At 64.5% G+C, this 16855-nt stretch carries 12 protein-coding genes; 4 read left to right on the top strand and 8 right to left on the bottom strand.

What is annotated here, in order from left to right; all coding sequences use genetic code 11:
* Positions 1 to 3: 3 nt before the first annotated feature.
* The 8 genes from FIV34_RS14790 to FIV34_RS14755 all read right to left on the bottom strand — a co-directional run bounded on the left by FIV34_RS14790 (position 4) and on the right by FIV34_RS14755 (position 8455).
* Entirely contained in the window at positions 4 to 1239 is a 1236-nt protein-coding gene (locus FIV34_RS14790) for a beta-ketoacyl-[acyl-carrier-protein] synthase family protein (protein ID WP_139984048.1), read from the bottom strand.
* Positions 1239 to 2465: a beta-ketoacyl-ACP synthase gene (locus FIV34_RS14785; protein WP_139984046.1), complete on the bottom strand. Its 1227-nt coding sequence runs from the start codon at positions 2463 to 2465 to the stop codon at positions 1239 to 1241. Before FIV34_RS14785 ends, FIV34_RS14790 begins: the two co-directional genes overlap by 1 nt.
* Positions 2462 to 4774 (bottom strand): MMPL family transporter, encoded by a 2313-nt coding sequence (locus FIV34_RS14780; RefSeq protein WP_139984044.1) that lies wholly within the window; start codon positions 4772 to 4774, stop codon positions 2462 to 2464. Before FIV34_RS14780 ends, FIV34_RS14785 begins: the two co-directional genes overlap by 4 nt.
* Positions 4771 to 5382, bottom strand: coding sequence for a LolA family protein (locus tag FIV34_RS14775; RefSeq protein WP_139984041.1), 612 nt, complete (start codon positions 5380 to 5382; stop codon positions 4771 to 4773). Before FIV34_RS14775 ends, FIV34_RS14780 begins: the two co-directional genes overlap by 4 nt.
* Positions 5382 to 6167, bottom strand: a complete 786-nt coding sequence (locus FIV34_RS14770; RefSeq protein ID WP_139984039.1) for a glycosyltransferase family 2 protein — start codon at positions 6165 to 6167, stop codon at positions 5382 to 5384. Before FIV34_RS14770 ends, FIV34_RS14775 begins: the two co-directional genes overlap by 1 nt.
* 6 nt (positions 6168 to 6173) lie before the next feature.
* Entirely contained in the window at positions 6174 to 6443 is a 270-nt protein-coding gene (locus FIV34_RS14765) for an acyl carrier protein (RefSeq protein WP_139984037.1), read from the bottom strand.
* 370 nt (positions 6444 to 6813) lie between these two features.
* The gene (locus FIV34_RS14760) at positions 6814 to 7917 is read right to left on the bottom strand and encodes a Glu/Leu/Phe/Val dehydrogenase dimerization domain-containing protein (RefSeq protein WP_139984035.1); all 1104 of its coding nucleotides are present in this window, start codon (positions 7915 to 7917) and stop codon (positions 6814 to 6816) included.
* Positions 7918 to 8119: 202 nt separating this feature from the next.
* Positions 8120 to 8455 carry a YXWGXW repeat-containing protein gene (locus tag FIV34_RS14755; protein WP_139984033.1) on the bottom strand — a complete coding sequence of 112 codons (336 nt, stop codon included), beginning with the start codon at positions 8453 to 8455 and terminating at the stop codon, positions 8120 to 8122.
* 129 nt (positions 8456 to 8584) lie between these two features.
* Here FIV34_RS14755 and FIV34_RS14750 point away from each other — a divergent pair, with 129 nt between their 5' ends.
* The 4 genes from FIV34_RS14750 to FIV34_RS14735 all read left to right on the top strand — a co-directional run bounded on the left by FIV34_RS14750 (position 8585) and on the right by FIV34_RS14735 (position 16853).
* On the top strand, positions 8585 to 9514 hold the full coding sequence (locus FIV34_RS14750; RefSeq protein ID WP_246058632.1) for an alpha/beta hydrolase: 930 nt from the start codon (positions 8585 to 8587) through the stop codon (positions 9512 to 9514).
* Between the two features lie 97 nt (positions 9515 to 9611).
* Positions 9612 to 13064 carry a methylmalonyl-CoA mutase family protein gene (locus tag FIV34_RS14745; RefSeq protein ID WP_139984031.1) on the top strand — a complete coding sequence of 1151 codons (3453 nt, stop codon included), beginning with the start codon at positions 9612 to 9614 and terminating at the stop codon, positions 13062 to 13064.
* A 349-nt stretch (positions 13065 to 13413) separates the two neighbouring features.
* A complete protein-coding gene (locus tag FIV34_RS14740) occupies positions 13414 to 14307 on the top strand; it encodes a HamA C-terminal domain-containing protein (protein WP_139984029.1) in 894 nt (297 codons plus the stop codon).
* Positions 14307 to 16853, top strand: a complete 2547-nt coding sequence (locus tag FIV34_RS14735; RefSeq protein ID WP_139984026.1) for a DEAD/DEAH box helicase — start codon at positions 14307 to 14309, stop codon at positions 16851 to 16853. Before FIV34_RS14740 ends, FIV34_RS14735 begins: the two co-directional genes overlap by 1 nt.
* Positions 16854 to 16855 lie beyond the last annotated feature (2 nt).

Here is a 16855-nt window from a genome sequence, read left to right as displayed (position 1 = left end):
CGGTCAGGGCTGGGCCGGGTCGGGTTGATGGTAACGCCGGATCACCAGCGCCGCGCAGCTTCCGCCGAAGCCGAAGCTGTTGGAAAGGATGGCGTCCACCTCGGCCGCGCGTTCGCTGTCGAGCAGCGGCGCGTCGGCAAACGCGTCGTCCCGGTGCCGGGGCGGGCTACCGGCCAGCAGCAGGCCGTGCTCGATCATGCTGATGGCGGCGATGGCATCCAGCGCGCCGGCCGCAGCGGGTGCGTGGCCGATGAGCCCCTTGATCGAGGACATCCAGGGCACGGCATGGCCGCGCTCGCCAAACACCCGGCGCAGCGCTTCCCACTCGGCAAGGTCGCCCTGCACCGTGGCGCAGGCATGGGTATTCACGTAATCGGGTAGCACGCCCGCCAGGTCGATGGCCTGGTGCATCGCTTCCGCCATGCCATCGGCGTTGGGGCTCACCATGCCCTGGGGGTCGGAGGCGGCGCCGTAGCCCGCGATCTCGGCCAGGATGGTGGCCCCGCGGGCCAGCGCATGGTCCAGCGATTCAAGCACGAGCACGCCGGCGCCGCCGGCCAGCACGATGCCGTCGCGGTCCGCTTCATACGGCGTGGAGACGCGCTCACCCGCCGTGCTCGTCGTGGTCAGGGCGTTCATCACGTCGAAGCACATGGAGGCTTTGTCGTGCAGTTCTTCGGCACCGCCGCAGATCACGATCTCCTGGCGGCCCAGCTGGATCAGCTCCATGGCCTGGCCGATGGCATGCGTGGCGCTGGTGCAGGCCGAGCCCACGGTGAACGCGCGGCCGCCGAAGCCAAACGCATGGACCAGCGTGGCGGCGATCGCGCTGCCCATGCTGCGCGGGACGATGAACGGCGACAGCCGCCCGTAGCCCTTGGCCTGGAACACGTCCAGGCCCGCCTCGTATTCCGACAGGGCGGTCGCGCCACCCATGAGGATGCCGACATCGCGCTCGCGTACGCGCGTCTCGTCGAGGCCGGCTTCGGCCAGTGCTTCGCGGGTCGCGTGCCACGCGTATTCCGCGGCCTGCGGGAAATAGCGGCGCAGCTTGCGCGGCGGCGGTTCCAGCGTGCCCATGTCCACCGGGGCGGCCGTCCGGCAACGCATGCCAAGCGCGGCGTAGCCGGGCATGTCACGGAAGCCCGCGCGACCCGCGCGCAGGCCGTCAAACAACGCGGCGCGCCCCGGCCCCAGGCAGGAGACCGCGCCCATGCCGGTGACAACGACGCGACGCATCACTCGTGCGCCTTGAAGATCAGCGAGGTGTTGATGCCGCCGAATGCAAAGTTGTTATTCATCACGTAGCGCGTGCGGATGTCACGGCCCTCACCCGCCACGTAATCCAGCGGGGCGCATTCAGGGTCTGGCGTTTCGAGGTTCATGGTCGGCGCGAACCAGCCGCCGCGCATCATCTCGATGATCCACCACGATTCCAGCGCGCCGCAGGCGCCCAGCGTGTGGCCGACATAGCTCTTCATGGAGCTGATCGGCACGTTGCCGCCGAGCACATCGTGCGTGGCGTGGCTCTCGGCGACGTCGCCACGGTCCGTGGCCGTGCCGTGAGCGCTCACGTAGCCGATGGCGGCCGGTTCCAGCCCGGCATCGGCAAGCGCCAGGCGCATGGCGGCCGCCATGGTTTCCCGCGTGGGCTGGGTGATGTGCGCGCCGTCGGAATTGGTGCCGTAGCCGACCACTTCGGCATAGATGCGCGCGCCGCGCGCCACGGCGTGTTCGTATTCCTCGAGCACCAGGGTCACGGCGCCTTCGCCGACTACCAGGCCGTCGCGCTTGCCGTCGAAGGGCCGCGGGGTCAGCTCAGGCGTGTCGTTGCGCGTGCTGGTGGCAAACAGCGTGTCAAACACCGCGGCGCCCGGGCCGGACAGCTCCTCGGCGCCACCGCAGAGCATCAGCTGCTGCTTGCCCTGCTGGATCGCTTCGTAGCCGTAGCCAATGGCCTGGCTGCCCGAGGTGCACGCGCTGGAGGTGGTGATCACCCGGCCCTTCAGGCCGAAGAACACGCCGACGTTCACCGCGGTCGTGTGCGCCATCATCTGGATGTAGCTGGTGGCCGTCACGCCTTGCATGGAACCGGTTTCAAGCATGCGGCCCACGGTGCGCGCCGGCTCGATGCTGCCGCCGGAGGAGCCGTAGGCCACGCCCATGCGGCCATCGCGGATGGATTCGTCGTGCAGCAGGCCCGCGTCGTCGAGCGCGCGTTCGCTGGCGGCGGTGGCCAGCAAAGCGACGCGGCCCATCGAACGCATCTGCTTGCGCGACCAGTGCGCCGGCGGCGTGAAGTCATCCACGGGCGCGCCGAGGCGTCCGTTCAAGGCGTCGAAGTAATCCCATTCACGCATGCGGCGCACGGCATTGCGGCGCTCGCGCAGGCGGGCCTCGATCGTGGCCCAGTCATGGCCCAGCGGCGTGATGCCGCCGAAGCCGGTAACGACAACGCGTTTCATCGCGCGATCTCCCGTGGTGCAGGGGCGCTCACCGGCGCGAGGAGGGCGGTAAAGCCGATCCCCAGCAACAGGGTGAGCCCAAAATGTTGCAGGGCGGGCATGCTGCTCAGGGCAAGCAGGCCAAAAGAGAGCAGGGCGGTCACTGCCGAAAGCAGCACGCCCGCGTACGCCGCGCCGGGCGTGTGCGCGGAGTGCGGCTCGCCTTCCCGCAGGAACACGGCGTAATTGGCGCCCACGCCCAGCACGAGCATGAGCGCCATGAGATGGAACAGCGTCAGCGGCTGGCCGAGATACCCCAGCGCCGCCACGCAGAAGACGATGCCGGCGAGCGGCGGCATGAGGACGCGCAGCGCGCCACGCAGGCCATAGCGCCAGGCGAATGCCAGGCCCACGAGGACCATGGCGGCACCCAGCCACAGGCTGGCGAAACCGCGGTACTCGCCAAACAGCGTGGAGATGCTCGCCGGCTTGTCGATCACCGACACCCCCGGCAGGCCGGCGGCGAGCGCACGCATGCGCGCCACGTCCACGTCGCCCTGGGGCACCACGATGCTGCCCTTGTCCATCCACAGGTACTGGAACGGCATGTACGCCGGCACGGCTTTCCAGTCGGCCAGCGTGAACGGCTTGCCCGGAAACGCGGTGGCGTAGGCATCGGCCGTGGCCGGCTTGAAGCCGGCCGCGACCATGTCGTCGCGCAACGGGCCCAGCGCCTTCATGGCCGCGAGGTTTTCCGCCTGGCGCTTCTGCGACGGCAGCATCGCGGTCATGCCCGTCCAGGCGACGTGGTCGTGCTGGAGGCGATCGGTGAGGGCTTCTTCGTGCTGCAGCACGGCTTCCGCGTCGGCGCCTTCCACCAGCCAGAACTGGCTTCCGCCCCCAAAGCCGGCGATGTCGCGGATGGCGTTGGTCTGCGCTTCCAGCGACGCCGGCGGCGAGATCAGCAGGTGGATGTCGTCGTCGTGGCCCAGCTTCAGCCACCCCGGGATGGCGGCGAGGACGAGGACGCCGATCACCACCAGCGCACGGCGGCCAGAGGCGACCCGCTGCCAGGCCAGTGCGACGAGGACGAAGGGCTTTGCCAGCGGCGCATGCGCGGGGCCGCGCAGCAGGGCAGGCAACAGCCAGAACACGCTCACGCACGCCACTGCCATGCCGGCGATGGCAAACACGGCCATCTGGCGCAGCGCGGGGAAGGGAACCAGGGCCAGCAGCGCGTAGCCGAGCAGCGACGTCGCCAGGGCCAGCAGGAGCGCCGGACGGACCTGGCGCACGCCGCGCATCGGTTCCCACGCCGGGCCGGCATTGGCACGGGCGCACAGGTACTGGATGGAATAGTCCACCGCCTCGCCTAGCAGCGCCGCGCCGAACACCAGGGTCAGCAGATGCAGCTGGCCGAAGACCAGGATTGTCGCGACGGTGGCACCCACCACGCCGAGCGCGGTGGAAAGAAAGGCGATGAGCAGGGGGCGCATCGAGCGGAACACGAACAGCAACAGGATCGCGATGCCCACGGTGGAAGCGATGCCGACCACATGAGTATCGCGCTCGGCCCCGGCGCGCGCCGCGGCAGCGTAGAAGATGGCGCCGGTGCGCAATACACGCGTGCCGGGGTAGGCCGCCAGGACCTCGCGCTCGGCGGCGTCCAGCGTACTGATCGCGCGGCGCTGCACGCCGTCGTCGTACGAGGAGCCCTGTAGCGTCGCCACGACGAGCACATAGCTGCCGTCATCGCGATGCGCGGTGAGCATGTCGTCTTCCGGCACCAGGGTCGCGCGGTTCCACGGCTGCCCGTCCAGCCAGTGCTGCAGCACGCCAAACGGATCGTCGCCCAGCTTCGGCCCCACCGTGGCGCCGAACGGCTCGTTGAGGCGGCGCTTCAGCGCATCGGACGCACTGAAGCCCGGGGCCTGCAGCGCGAGGCGGTCGTCGTTGGTCAGCAGGTGGAAGCGGTACGGCAGGAACGGCGTCACCAGCTGGTCGAGATCGAACGGCGGAAGCTCGGCCAGCACATGGGCGAAGACCTTGTCCTTGCCCAGCGCGGCGCCCAGCTCACGTGCCGCGTCCTTCGCCGCGCCATCGTCCTTGTTAGCCACGAGGAGGATCATGCGATCGCCGCTGGCGCGCGCCAGGCGCTCGACGGCATCTTCGGCCACGGCGTTTCGTTCGGTGGCCGGCAGCATCGCGAGCAGGTCGGTCTGCAACGGCGAGGTGCCCCGGCCAAACAGCAGCCACGCACCCAGCGCGCAGACCAGCAGCGACACCGCGGCGAACACGGCCGCGCGGAGCGTGGTCGGCGACGGCTTCATTTGACGCCGAGGACCCGGGCTTCCACCGGCGTCAGTTCGCCCGCGTCATGGGTGTTGGCGAAGGTGATGGCCGTGCGCTCACCGCTGGCCAGGTTCACGTCGATCGATTGCAGGAACGCGTCACCCTTCAGCGTGATGCCGGCGAGCACCTTGGCCACGCGCGCCTGCTTGGGCACGAAACGCAGCGTCCACTGGTCCACCGTGCCGTCGGCCGTGATCGTGAACTGGCGGGCGGCTTCATCCGTCTTGCCGGCGAGCAGGCCCTGCAGCATCCCGGACACCTGGCTGACGCCGCGGTTGCCGTCACGCACACGCTCGAGCTGGCCCTGTGCGTTGAGGCGGCGGGCATCGCCGGAGGTCAGCACCAGCGTGTCGTCGAACGGCTCGCGCGTATGCCACACCATGCCCTTGCCGACGACGAACAGGAGGTCGCCCTTGCTTACCTGCGGTTCGGCGAGGTCCGGGTTCTCACGGCTCTGGGTGAAATCGGCGCGCACCTGCTGGTGCTTGCCCAGGTGGGCCAGCACGTCGTCGACGAGCGAGGGCGACTGGGCCTGCGCCAGCGGGGCGCAACACAGCAGGGCAAGCAGGGCGATCAATTGGCGCATCAGTCTTTTTTCCGGGTGAGCTTGCGGAGGATCAGGCGCGGTGCGCGCGGCAGCATGCCCAGCAGGAGGCGGGTATGCATGGCCGTGATGCGCGCGTTGTCGCGCCACATGCGGAAATGGGAGAGGCCGTCTTCCGGGTAGATCACCCGGGTGGGCACGTTGCGCACGGGCACGCCACGCCAGTACAGGCGCACCGCCACTTCGGTGTCGAAGTCCATGCGCGGTGGGAAAGGCTTGCGGTCCATCTCCTCGCAGGTCGCGGCCAGCGGATACAGGCGGTAGCCCAGCATCGAGTCCCGGATGTCGAAGGAGAGTGTTTGCAGCCAGACACAGGCGTGGGTGAGATAGCGCCCATAGAGGCGCGCCTTCGGGATCGACTCGTCGTACACCGGGCAGCCGCAGATCATGGCCTCCGGGGCGGCCTCGGCCTCGGCGAGGAAGCGCGGCACATCGGCAGTATCGTGCTGGCCGTCGGCGTCAATCTGCAGCACATGGGTGTAACCCGCGGCGTGCGCGGCGCGGAAGCCGGCGGAGAGCGCCACGCCCTTGCCGCCGTTGCGCGGCTGGCGGATCAGGCGCAGGTCGTCGCGCCCGGCGACCAGGTCGTCGAGGATGCGTCGGGTGTCGTCACTGGAGCCATCGTCCACGATCAGCACGGGCAGGCCGTGCGCCGCGAGGGCATTGGCCGTGGCCGCGATGGTGCGGCCATGGTTGTAGATGGGCACGACCGCGCAGGGTGCGAAGGTGCGTTCCGCAGCTTCGCGCGGTCCGGTCGGGCCCACCATGCCGCGTCAGCGCGCGACCAGCTGCTGCACGGTGGCGACCACGTCGCCCACGGTGCGCACGCTCTTGAAGTCCTCGGGCTTGATCCGGGTGCCGGTCATGTCCTGCACCTGGATGGCCAGGTCGATCGCGTCGATGCTGTCCAGCTCGAGGTCGGTGAACAGGTTGGCGTCCGGGGTCACTTTCGCCGGATCGATCTCGAAGGTCTCGTGCAGGACGGACTTCAGGCGAGCCAGGATGTCAGCGTCGGTGAGGGTGTCAGCAGGGATCGCGCTCATAACTCGGTAAGTCCATTTCATCCCCGACAAGCGTGCCGCACCGTCCACCGAGGACAAGAGCTGGGCAACGCCGCCAGGGCGACGAAGGTCGTGATCTTGAATTGGGTGTCCGCCCATGCGGCGGTGGATCCCCTTGCACCCAAAAGCTTCGTGTAGGCAAAGCCTTACAGGAGGCTTGGGCGGGGAAAGTGTAACAGATCAGGGCCTCCGGCAAAGGGCGTCGGCAAATTCCTGCGCGGAATCCGGGTGCATCCGCCCCGGTGGCCGCCCAAGCCGCGCCGCAGAGCCATTTCACATCTTCTGGCGGGCACAAAAAAGGCCACCGGATCGCTCCGGTGGCCTTTTTTGTGAACGAGCAACGAGCGCGGGTTTACTGACCGCGCATGCGGCCCTGGAAGCGCGGGGCGCTGTTGCCCATGTGCGGCAGGCGGATCTTGCCGATGGCGCTGATGCGCTCTTCCGCCATGCGGTCCGCGGCCTTGTAGGTCGGGATGTTGTCACGGCCGGAGATTTCGAAGATGCGACCGACGTTGTAGTAGATCGTGCGCATCATGCGCATGGCGCGCTCGCGGTTGTAACCGTCGATTTCCAGCGACACGTTCATGACGCCGCCGGCGTTCACGGCGTAATCCGGCGCGTACAGCACGCCACGGCGGGCCAGTTCGTCACCGATGGCGTCGGTGGCCAGCTGGTTGTTCGCCGCGCCGCAGATGATCTTCGCCTTGATGCGGTCGATCGTCTGCTCGTTGACCGTGCCACCCAGGGCGCACGGGCTGTAGACGTCGGCGTCGACGTCATAGATTTCGTCGAGGCCGACGGCTTCGCAACCCAGCTCGTCGACGCAGCGCTGTACCGCATCCTTGTTGATGTCGGTGACGAACACCTTGGCGCCCTGCTCGCGCAGCAGCTTGATGAACTCGCTGCCGACGTGGCCGCAGCCCTGCACGGCGTAGCTGTACTTGCCCACGTCTTCGTTGCCGTGCTTGGCCTGCAGCGCGGCCATCAGGCCCTGCAGCGTGCCGAACGCGGTGAACGGCGACGGGTCGCCCGAACCACCGTGCACCTGGTGCACGCCGGTGACGAATTCGGTTTCGCGGTAGACATATTCCATGTCGTTCACGTCGATACCCACGTCTTCCGCCGTGATGTAGCGGCCGTTGAGCGAGTTGACGAAGCGGCCGAAGGCGCGGAACAGCGCTTCGGACTTGTCCTTGGAGGGGTCGCCGATGATCACGGCCTTGCCGCCGCCGAGGTTCAGGCCGGCCACCGCGTTCTTGTACGTCATGCCGCGCGAGAGGCGCAGCACGTCGTTCACGGCGTCCTGCTCGGTCTTGTACGGCCACATGCGCAGGCCGCCCAGCGACGGGCCGAGCACCGTGTTGTGGATCGCGATGATGGCCTTCAGGCCCGCGTCCTTGTTATGGCAGAACACGACTTCTTCGTGGCCCGTGTTGGCGATGGTTTCGAAAATCATCGAACGCAAACTCCAGTTTTCATGATTAGCAGCCCGCCCCCCTGTGGGGCGAACCGGCAGCCGGGGCCACCGGTGGGGGAAATGACCTTCCAAAAAAATCGCCCCAGCCTTCGAGGCGGGGGCGAGATGTCGTGTCAGCTGCCTAGTTTAAACCGTTATTCGCGAGTTGGTAGATGCGCCGCAACACGCAAATGTTAAAAAATCAGCGGTGCCAGTGCGGGTCGCGCACCCAGGTCTCGCGTTCATAGTGGTAACCGCCGCGATACGGGCGCCAGCCGGGGCCGCGGTAGACGTAACCCGGGCGACCCGCGGCCCACCGGCCACCGACCCAGACGTAGCGGCCGCCGTACCAGTTCCAGTAGCCAGGCGCCCACACATAGCCGACGCGGGGCGGCGGCACGCGCTCAAAGCGCGGCGGCGGCGGGGCGGTGCGGATCACGACGACTTCCCGCGCGGCGGCCGGCGGGGTGTAGCTGGCGGCGCCAGCGGCCATGCCCAGGGCGGCCACGGCGGCGAGAGTGCGGGTAAGGTGGCGCATACGCTGTCTCCTTGGCATCCGCGTAAGTGCGGACTCGTGAGGAAAAACGGAGACGCTGTCATCGGGTTGACCCTGCCTCCGTGAGATGTTCAGCTTCGTGAAAGCTATCGCACAGGGAACCTTGGCAGCATGAGGCGGCTCAAAGACCCGATGCAAAACCGGAAAACCCGCGCCATCGCCATGAAACCCGCCCGTCGCTTCGGCGCCCGCACCGTCGCCACCCTGCTCGGTATCCGTTTCGCCTATCGCTTCGGCAGCCGGCTGGCGCCCGGGCGCACGGTGGCGCACGCCGCGCGGGTCTTCCAGACGCCCTTGCCGAGCAGCCGCGAGCGCGCCGCGCAGGCGCTGGCGACCACGACGGCCCGGCGCGAGACCATCAACGTGGGCGGCGAACAGATCGCCACCTACGTGTGGGGCGACCCGACCACCCAGCCCTACATCCTGCTGGCCCACGGCTGGTCCAGCATGGGCCTGCGCTGGCAGAGCTGGGCGGCGCAACTTCTTGCGCGGGGCTGGGCGGCGGTCGCGTTCGACCAGCCAGCCCATGGCCACAGTGGCGGCACCCTCTGTACCTTGCCCGACTTCGTCCGCACGGTGACGGCCGTGGGCCGTCACTATGGCGATGCGGAAGGGGTGGTCGCCCATTCGCTGGGCGGCGCGGCCGTCACGCTTGCCCTGGGCGATGGCTGGACCGCGAAGCGTGTGGTGCTGATTGCGCCCGCGGCGGATCCCGAGGCCGCCACCTCGCGCTTTGCCCGCTTCGTCCGGCTCGCCTCCCACCTGCGCGGCCCGTTGCACGACACTTTGTCCCGCCGCACCGGCGTGGCGATCGGCGACCTGCACATCCGCCACCACGCGCCGAACCGCACGCAGCCGGCCATGATCATCCACGACTTCTTCGACCGCGACGTGCCGGTGGAGGAGGGCGAGCTCTACGCCAACCTGTGGCCAAACAGCATCCTGCTGAGGACCCGCCGCCTCGGCCACCGCCGGATCGTCGACGACGAGGCCGTGCAGACCGCGGCCCTGACCTTCCTGTCGGGCGTCGATTTCGGCTGAACCACCGGCTTCGCTGCACCGCGTCAGAGGCCGCGCGAGGCCCGGCGGTAGAATCAGCGGGTTCCCCACCCGCATTGGTTCTACCCCCGGAGTTTCCATGAGCTCGCAGCCCAAGCACATCCCCGCCAGCAGCACCGACGTGGAGGCCACGCCGCTGCGCTTCGTCACGGCGGCGAGCCTGTTCGATGGCCACGACGCGGCCATCAACATCATGCGTCGCATCATCCAGAGCCAGGGCGCCGAGGTGATCCACCTGGGCCACAACCGCTCGGTGGAAGACGTGGTGCGCGCGGCGCTGCAGGAAGACGCCGACGCCATCGCGCTGTCGTCCTACCAGGGCGGCCACGTGGAGTACTTCAAGTACATGGTGGACATGCTGCGCGAGCGCGGCGCCTCCCATGTGCGCGTGTTCGGCGGCGGTGGCGGCACGATCACCCCGGAAGAAATCCGCGAGCTGCAGGCCTACGGCGTCGAGCGCATCTACCATCCGAACGACGGCATGAAGCTCGGCCTCGTCGAGATGATCGAAGACGTGATGACGCGTACCCGCAACGCGCAGAAGGCGCGTGCCGAGGCGGTACCGGCGGTCGCCACGATCGAGGACGAAATCTCCATCGGCGGCATGCTTTCGGCCATCGAGGAAGACACGATCCCGGCCGTCGAGCTGGAGCGCCTGCGCAAGGAATGGAAGCTGGCTGGCGGCAAGACTCCCGTGCTCGGCCTCACCGGCACCGGCGGCGCCGGCAAGTCGTCCGTGGTGGACGAACTGCTGCTGCGTTTCCTGCACGCCTTCCCCGAGATGCGCATCGCCGTGCTCGCGGTGGACCCGACCCGTCGCCGTAGCGGCGGTGCGCTGTTGGGCGACCGCATCCGCATGAACTCGCTGCGCAGCCATCGCGTCTACATGCGCTCCATGGCCACGCGTCGCCAGCACGCGGCCACGTCGATCGTGCTGCACGACTGCATCGATTTCCTGAAGGCGCAGGCGTACGACCTGGTCATCGTCGAAACCGCGGGCATCGGCCAGAGCGACTCGGAAATCGTGGATCTCGTCGACTTCCCGGTCTACGTGATGACCAGCGAATACGGCGCCGCCAGCCAGCTCGAAAAAATCGACATGCTCGATTTCGCCGAGCTCGTGGTACTCAACAAGTTCGACAAGCGCGGCGCCGAAGACGCCCTGCGCGACGTGCGCAAGCAGTGGAAGCGCAACCGCACCGCCTTCAGCCTGGCCGACGACAAGGTGCCGGTGTATCCCACCATCGCCAGCCAGTTCAACGATCCGGGTGTCACCTGGATGTTCGACAACCTGTGCCGCCTGATGCGCGAGAAGCTCTCGCTGCCCGGCACGGGCTGGACGCCGGACCTCGACACCAGCCTGCGCGAGCCGCGTGCCACCGTGCTCATCCCGGGCAGCCGCGTGCGCTACCTGGCCGAAATCGCCGAGCAGGGGCGTGGCGTCAACGCCTCCATCGCGAAGCAGGCGGAAGCCGCGGCGAAAGCACAGCATTACTACGAGTCCCTCAAGGACATCGGCGACGCATCCCTGCCGCGCGCGTTCGACCTGTACGACCACGCCCAGCTCACCGTGGACGGCGACCGCTCGCTGGCCACGCTGCGCCAGCGCTACAACGAAACCGTGCGCGAGCTCTCCAGCGAAGCGATCCACCTGCTGCGCGAATGGCCCGTGCGTTTCGCCTCGGTCACCGCCGAGTACAACGAGTACACGGTGCGCGACAAGGTGATCCGCGTGGAGAACTACCGCGAATCGCTCAGCCACCAGAAGATCCCGAAGGTGTCGCCACCGAAGACGAAGGACTGGGGTGAACAGCTTTCGTTCCTGATGCGCGAGAACCTCCCGGGCTACTACCCGTACACCGGCGGTGTGTTCCCGTATCGCCGTGCCGGCGAAGACCCGACCCGCATGTTCGCGGGCGAGGGCACGCCCGAGCGCACCAATCGCCGCTTCCATTACCTCTCGCTGGGCGGTGCCGCCGCGCGCCTGTCCACCGCGTTCGATTCCGTGACGCTGTACGGCGAAGACCCGGCGCCGCGCCCGGACATCTACGGCAAGATCGGTAACTCCGGCGTCTCCATCGCCACGCTGGACGACATGAAGAAGCTGTACTCCGGCTTCGACCTGTCGGCGCCCAGCACGTCGGTGTCAATGACGATCAATGGCCCGGCGCCGATCATCCTCGCCATGTTCATGAACACGGCGATCGACCAGAACATCGAGAAGTACCTCAACGAAGAGCCGGCGCGCTGGGAGACGGTGAACGCCCGCATCGCCGAGCTCTATCCGGACGGCAATCGCCCGGCGTATACCGGCGAGCTGCCGGCGGGCAACAATGGGCTGGGCCTCGGCCTGCTCGGCGTGTCCGGTGAGGAAGTGGTCGACGATGCCACGTATGCGCGGATCAAGGCCTACACGCTGGCCACCGTGCGCGGCACCGTCCAGGCCGACATCCTCAAGGAAGACCAGGCGCAGAACACCTGCATCTTCAGCACGGAGTTCGCCCTGCGCATGATGGGCGACATCCAGCAGTACTTCGTGGATCACAAGGTCCGCAATTTCTACTCGGTGTCGATCTCGGGTTACCACATCGCCGAAGCCGGCGCGAATCCGATCAGCCAGCTGGCCTTCACGCTGTCCAACGGCTTCACCATCGTGGAGTACTACCTGGCCCGCGGCATGAAGGTGGATGACTTCGCGCCCAACCTGTCGTTCTTCTTCTCCAACGGCATGGACCCGGAATACACGGTGATTGGCCGCGTCGCCCGCCGCATCTGGGCCCGCGCCATGCGCGAGCGCTACGGTGCCAGCGCGCGCAGCCAGATGCTGAAGTACCACATCCAGACCTCCGGCCGTTCGCTGCACGCGCAGGAGATCCAGTTCAACGACATCCGCACCACGCTGCAGGCGCTGTACGCGCTGTTCGACAACTGCAACAGCCTGCACACCAATGCGTACGACGAAGCGATCACCACGCCGACCGAAGAAAGCGTGCGCCGCGCGGTGGCCATCCAGCTGATCATCAACCGCGAGCTCGGCCTGAACTTCAACGAGAACCCGTGGCAGGGCAGCTTCATCGTCGACGAGCTGACCGACCTGGTCGAGGAAGCGGTGTACAAGGAGTTCGAGGCCATCAGCGAGCGCGGTGGCGTGCTCGGCGCCATGGACACGATGTACCAGCGCGGCAAGATCCAGGAAGAGTCGATGTACTACGAGCACAAGAAGCACGACGGCTCGCTTCCGCTCATCGGCGTCAACACCTTCCTGCCCAAGGACCACGGTGGCGAAATCGCCACCGAGATCGAGCTCATCCGCTCCACGCCGGAAGAAAAGGGCCAGCAGATCGACAACGTGCAGCTCTATGGCAAGGCCCGTAACGGCCTGGCCCCGGACAGCCTGCGCATCCTGCAGAACACCGCCCGTGACCGCCGCAACGTCTTCGAGCAGCTGATGGAGGCCGTGAACCACAACAGCCTCGGCCAGATCAGCCATGCGCTGTACGACGTGGGTGGGGAGTACCGGCGCAATATGTAAGCTGCCAGACCCGCCCGCTTGCGGGCTTTGCGGCTTTCCTCTATTGCCCCGCTTCCACAACGCGGGACCGTGCGTCACCGTCCTGCCCCCGGCGGCATCCTGCGGCGGCAGGGCGCCGCTGAATTCACCACGGCTCGAGCTAGGGAGGCGCCTGTCTGCTCGATTGCAAGTGCAGTAGCATCAAGCTGCACACCCGCCGACGGACGAGGTGAGCATGCAAGGTGTCGGTCTAGTAAGCGTAAGAAGCGGCTTAATCCTTGCCAGGGTGGCGCTCCCCGGTTGAAATTACGACGGATGGCTGGTAGATAGCTTCAGGCCGCACTGGCCTCGTCTTTGAACAGGGGTGTTCATGATTTCTGAGCAGGAGCTGGACAATCTTTTGTCCTCGACCGATAAGCTTTTCTCAAACATCTACGCGTTCTCGCTGGATCCGTGTGATTTCGGTGGAAAGTCCCATTCCGGATGCGCTATCGCGCACCAGGATCTCCTAGAAAGGCGTGTAGATTTTCTTCGAGAGCTAAGAAATACCATGTCCGCGTGGGTGTACTCGAAGAACAAGTTCGCGGCCTTATTCAACGAAGCTCTTGCCAATCGAAACTTAGACCTACAGAACGCCACTGCTCAGCTGAATGAGCTCGTTAGGTCGAAGTTTCGCCGAGGGTATCCCGCAGGGCAGTTCGGCGAGCTTCTCTTGTTCAATCTGCTGCAACGCTTCTATAAAGCACCCCCAATTCTTCGGAAGATGCCCTTAACCACTAATCCTAAGATTGAGCGTCACGGAGCCGATGCGATTCATTATCGCCGATCCGGCAATCTGAACATTGTGTACTTGGGCGAGGCGAAAACATACTCCTCGAAAAACTCATTCAGCAAGGCCGTTGGCGACGCAATCGAAAGTACGTACGGCTCGTATCTTGGGTTCCAGAACGAGCTCAATCTCTACGTCTATGACGATCTAGTGGCAGATGAACTTCTTCCTGTAGCGAAAGCTGTCAAGGAAAATGCGCTTGACGACTTTGTTCTCGAGGCCGTCTGCATTATTTCCTATGACGAACAAACTCAGAAGGTCGGAGAGACTGAGGCCGATCTTCATGATTGTATCGAGGCGCTCGTTGCGAAGCGTCTTGCGGCGCTTAAGACAAAGCACGGCGATGGGGTCAATGGTCCTATCTTCCGCCGAATGCACTTCTACTTCCTTCCATTCTGGGGCCTTAAAAATCTTCTTGAGGAGTTCGATAAGTGATGGCCGAGGGACCGCTCCAATTCGGCAAGGTCGTCGCAGAGTTATACGCCTTGGAACATCGTCAGTTTGCGCGGCGCCTCGGTTTGCTTGGTGGTACGCAAGAGTTCGTAACGGACGAGGTGCTGAGGGGCGCTATCACAGTACTTGATGATCTGACAATGTCTCGCGAGGGCGTGGACGCGGTTTCGGCGATTGTGGCTCTTCTCTGGGAGTACGCGTCGTCCGATCAGCGACTACTTATTCGTTCATTCTTAGTTCTCGCGCTCACCAGAGTTGGTCTCAGTCCTTCGACTTTCCTAGTCGACGGGCAAATAGTTGACGATGCTGGCGAGGATCGGCGCGTTTATAGCGAAGCCTCGTTGCGGGAAGAGATTGCGATCACGTTACTGCAGGCCGACTCGGAAATTCGCGTTGGAAGCGAGACCTTTCTCCTGTCTTCGTTTCAGAAGCGTCTGCTGGCTACGATCGAAGTCGCCCCGTTGGTGTGTGTGTCAGCGCCAACGTCAGCGGGCAAGTCGTTCGCGTTAAATCTAGGTATTGCTCGCTACGCACACGCAGCGCAGTTACCGGTTGTCTACGTTGTTCCGACAATTAGCCTCGTGAACCAGGTAACTGCCGATATCCGTGCGGTGATGCGTAAGCAAGGACTGGTTGATTGGAAGGTTTCGACGTCGGGCCAGAATATTGAGAATCGGCACATCTACGTGCTCACCCAAGAGCGCGCAATAGGGATCTTCGCCGAAGGTGGTTATTCGGGGCGTATCGGGATGTTGTTGATTGACGAAGTGCAAAATTTAGAGCGCGTCGGTCATGAAGGTGAGCTCAGGTCAAAGATACTATTCGACTTCATGCGCGATGCGCGTTCATATGCAGACAAGATCGTCATATGCGGGCCGCGGCTAGACGAAATTGGAATGACGGGTGAGTCGGTGTTTGATATTGAAGCCGTCGAGCTCGACACCAGGGTTTCGCCCGTCGCTAACATTACTTACTCAGTCAATCGTCGTGGTGGTGTCGCCTTTCTTACTCAGTACCGCTCGATTCTTCGAGACGAGGTGTCGCTGAGACTGTCCGACGCAAGTATCGTTCAAGGACAGGGGCAGTCCCGGTACACGGATGCGTTCTTCAGCTATCTGGGTCATCTGATCGAAAGCCTTGGTGATGAGTCGCGGAACATAATCTTTTCTCCGACCTCAGACCAAGCGAGAAAGACGGCAAATGCTCTCGCCGGATTTAGTTCACCCGGAGATGGTGCCGGGGCGCGATCAGCGTTGGCCAAGTTCTTGGGTGAGTACGTACATCCCGAGTACGAATTGGTGTCGTGTGTGGCGCGTGGCGTTGCATTTCACAGCGGCAAGGTTCCACCGCATGCACGCCTTGCTATTGAACAGGCGTTCACGGCCGGCCATTTGAAGGATGTAGCTTGCACCACGACATTGATGCAGGGCGTAAATCTACCGGCAACGGTCGTTCTTATTCGAAATCCGCGGCTAGCTATCAATCAGCGTTCGGGTTCGGAGGGGGCTGCCGCTTTGTCGGCGTACGATTTTGCAAATCTGCGTGGACGTGCCGGCCGTCTGTCGAAGGACTTTATCGGTCGCACGGTCGCCTTGGATGAGGAATCCTTCGTCACTACCGTGCAGGAGGATCTCTTTTCAGATGGGCGGAAGTCCCTCAGGCCAGGTTACGGAGAACTGTTCGGGAGCGTCCGCGAGCGCGTCATTTCAGAGCTTGGTAGTCCTCAGTCTGGTTCGACAGGTACTGAAAAGTTTCTTGCTGGTTACATTAGACAGGCAATTGTTCGTCACGGAGGGGATGCCGGGGCGCATCTGGCATCGATAGGTATTTCGCTTTCTCTGGGCGAGCTGTCTGAGGCAAGAGCGGTCGTGGAGGATATCCGGCTTGATCGCGGCATCTTAATGGCACATCGGTATTGGGATCCGGTCGACCTTCAGTACTTGTCGGACACATTCTACGCTTCGTCTATAAAGTTGCCGACCGAAGTGTGGGGCCGAAGGCTGGCCGAAGACTTAGCTGACGCGCTGAATTTTATGGCTACGACGATGCCGTACTACTACGAGCGTCATCTGGGCGACCGAAGTTCGGGTGCGGCGATTTCGTCGCTAGCAAGGGCTGCTCAAGGGTGGTGTCGGGAAATATCCCTCCGTAGCATGATCGACGCGAGTCATTTTTCTCGCGACGAGGCTGGGCAGAAGATCAATGACAAAATGGGATTGATCTTCAAAGAGGTGTCGTTCGGTCTTCCAGCGCTACTTCGACCGCTTTATTCTGTTGCTGACATCAATGGCGGCTTCCTCACTTCTATCGAAGCGGGCGCATACAATCCCGTAACGTTTTGGCTGATGTCGTTGGGTTTGTATCGTGAAATAGCTGTTTCGATGCGATTGATGTTTGCTCCAGAGATATATGATCTCAACGAGTCCGCAAAGCTAGAGATATTGTCGCGGATCGCTAGAGGTTCTTCATCGCTAAACACGTGGCTGCGTATGCAGGTTGCGCCGATTTTCGAACATTTGGAGGTTTGAGT

It is taken from the genome of Luteibacter pinisoli, from assembly GCF_006385595.1.
GTDB classification, from domain to species: Bacteria; Pseudomonadota; Gammaproteobacteria; order Xanthomonadales; family Rhodanobacteraceae; genus Luteibacter; species Luteibacter pinisoli.
The sequence above is the reverse complement of the archived record's forward strand: the minus strand, read 5'-3'. Positions and strand labels throughout refer to the sequence as shown.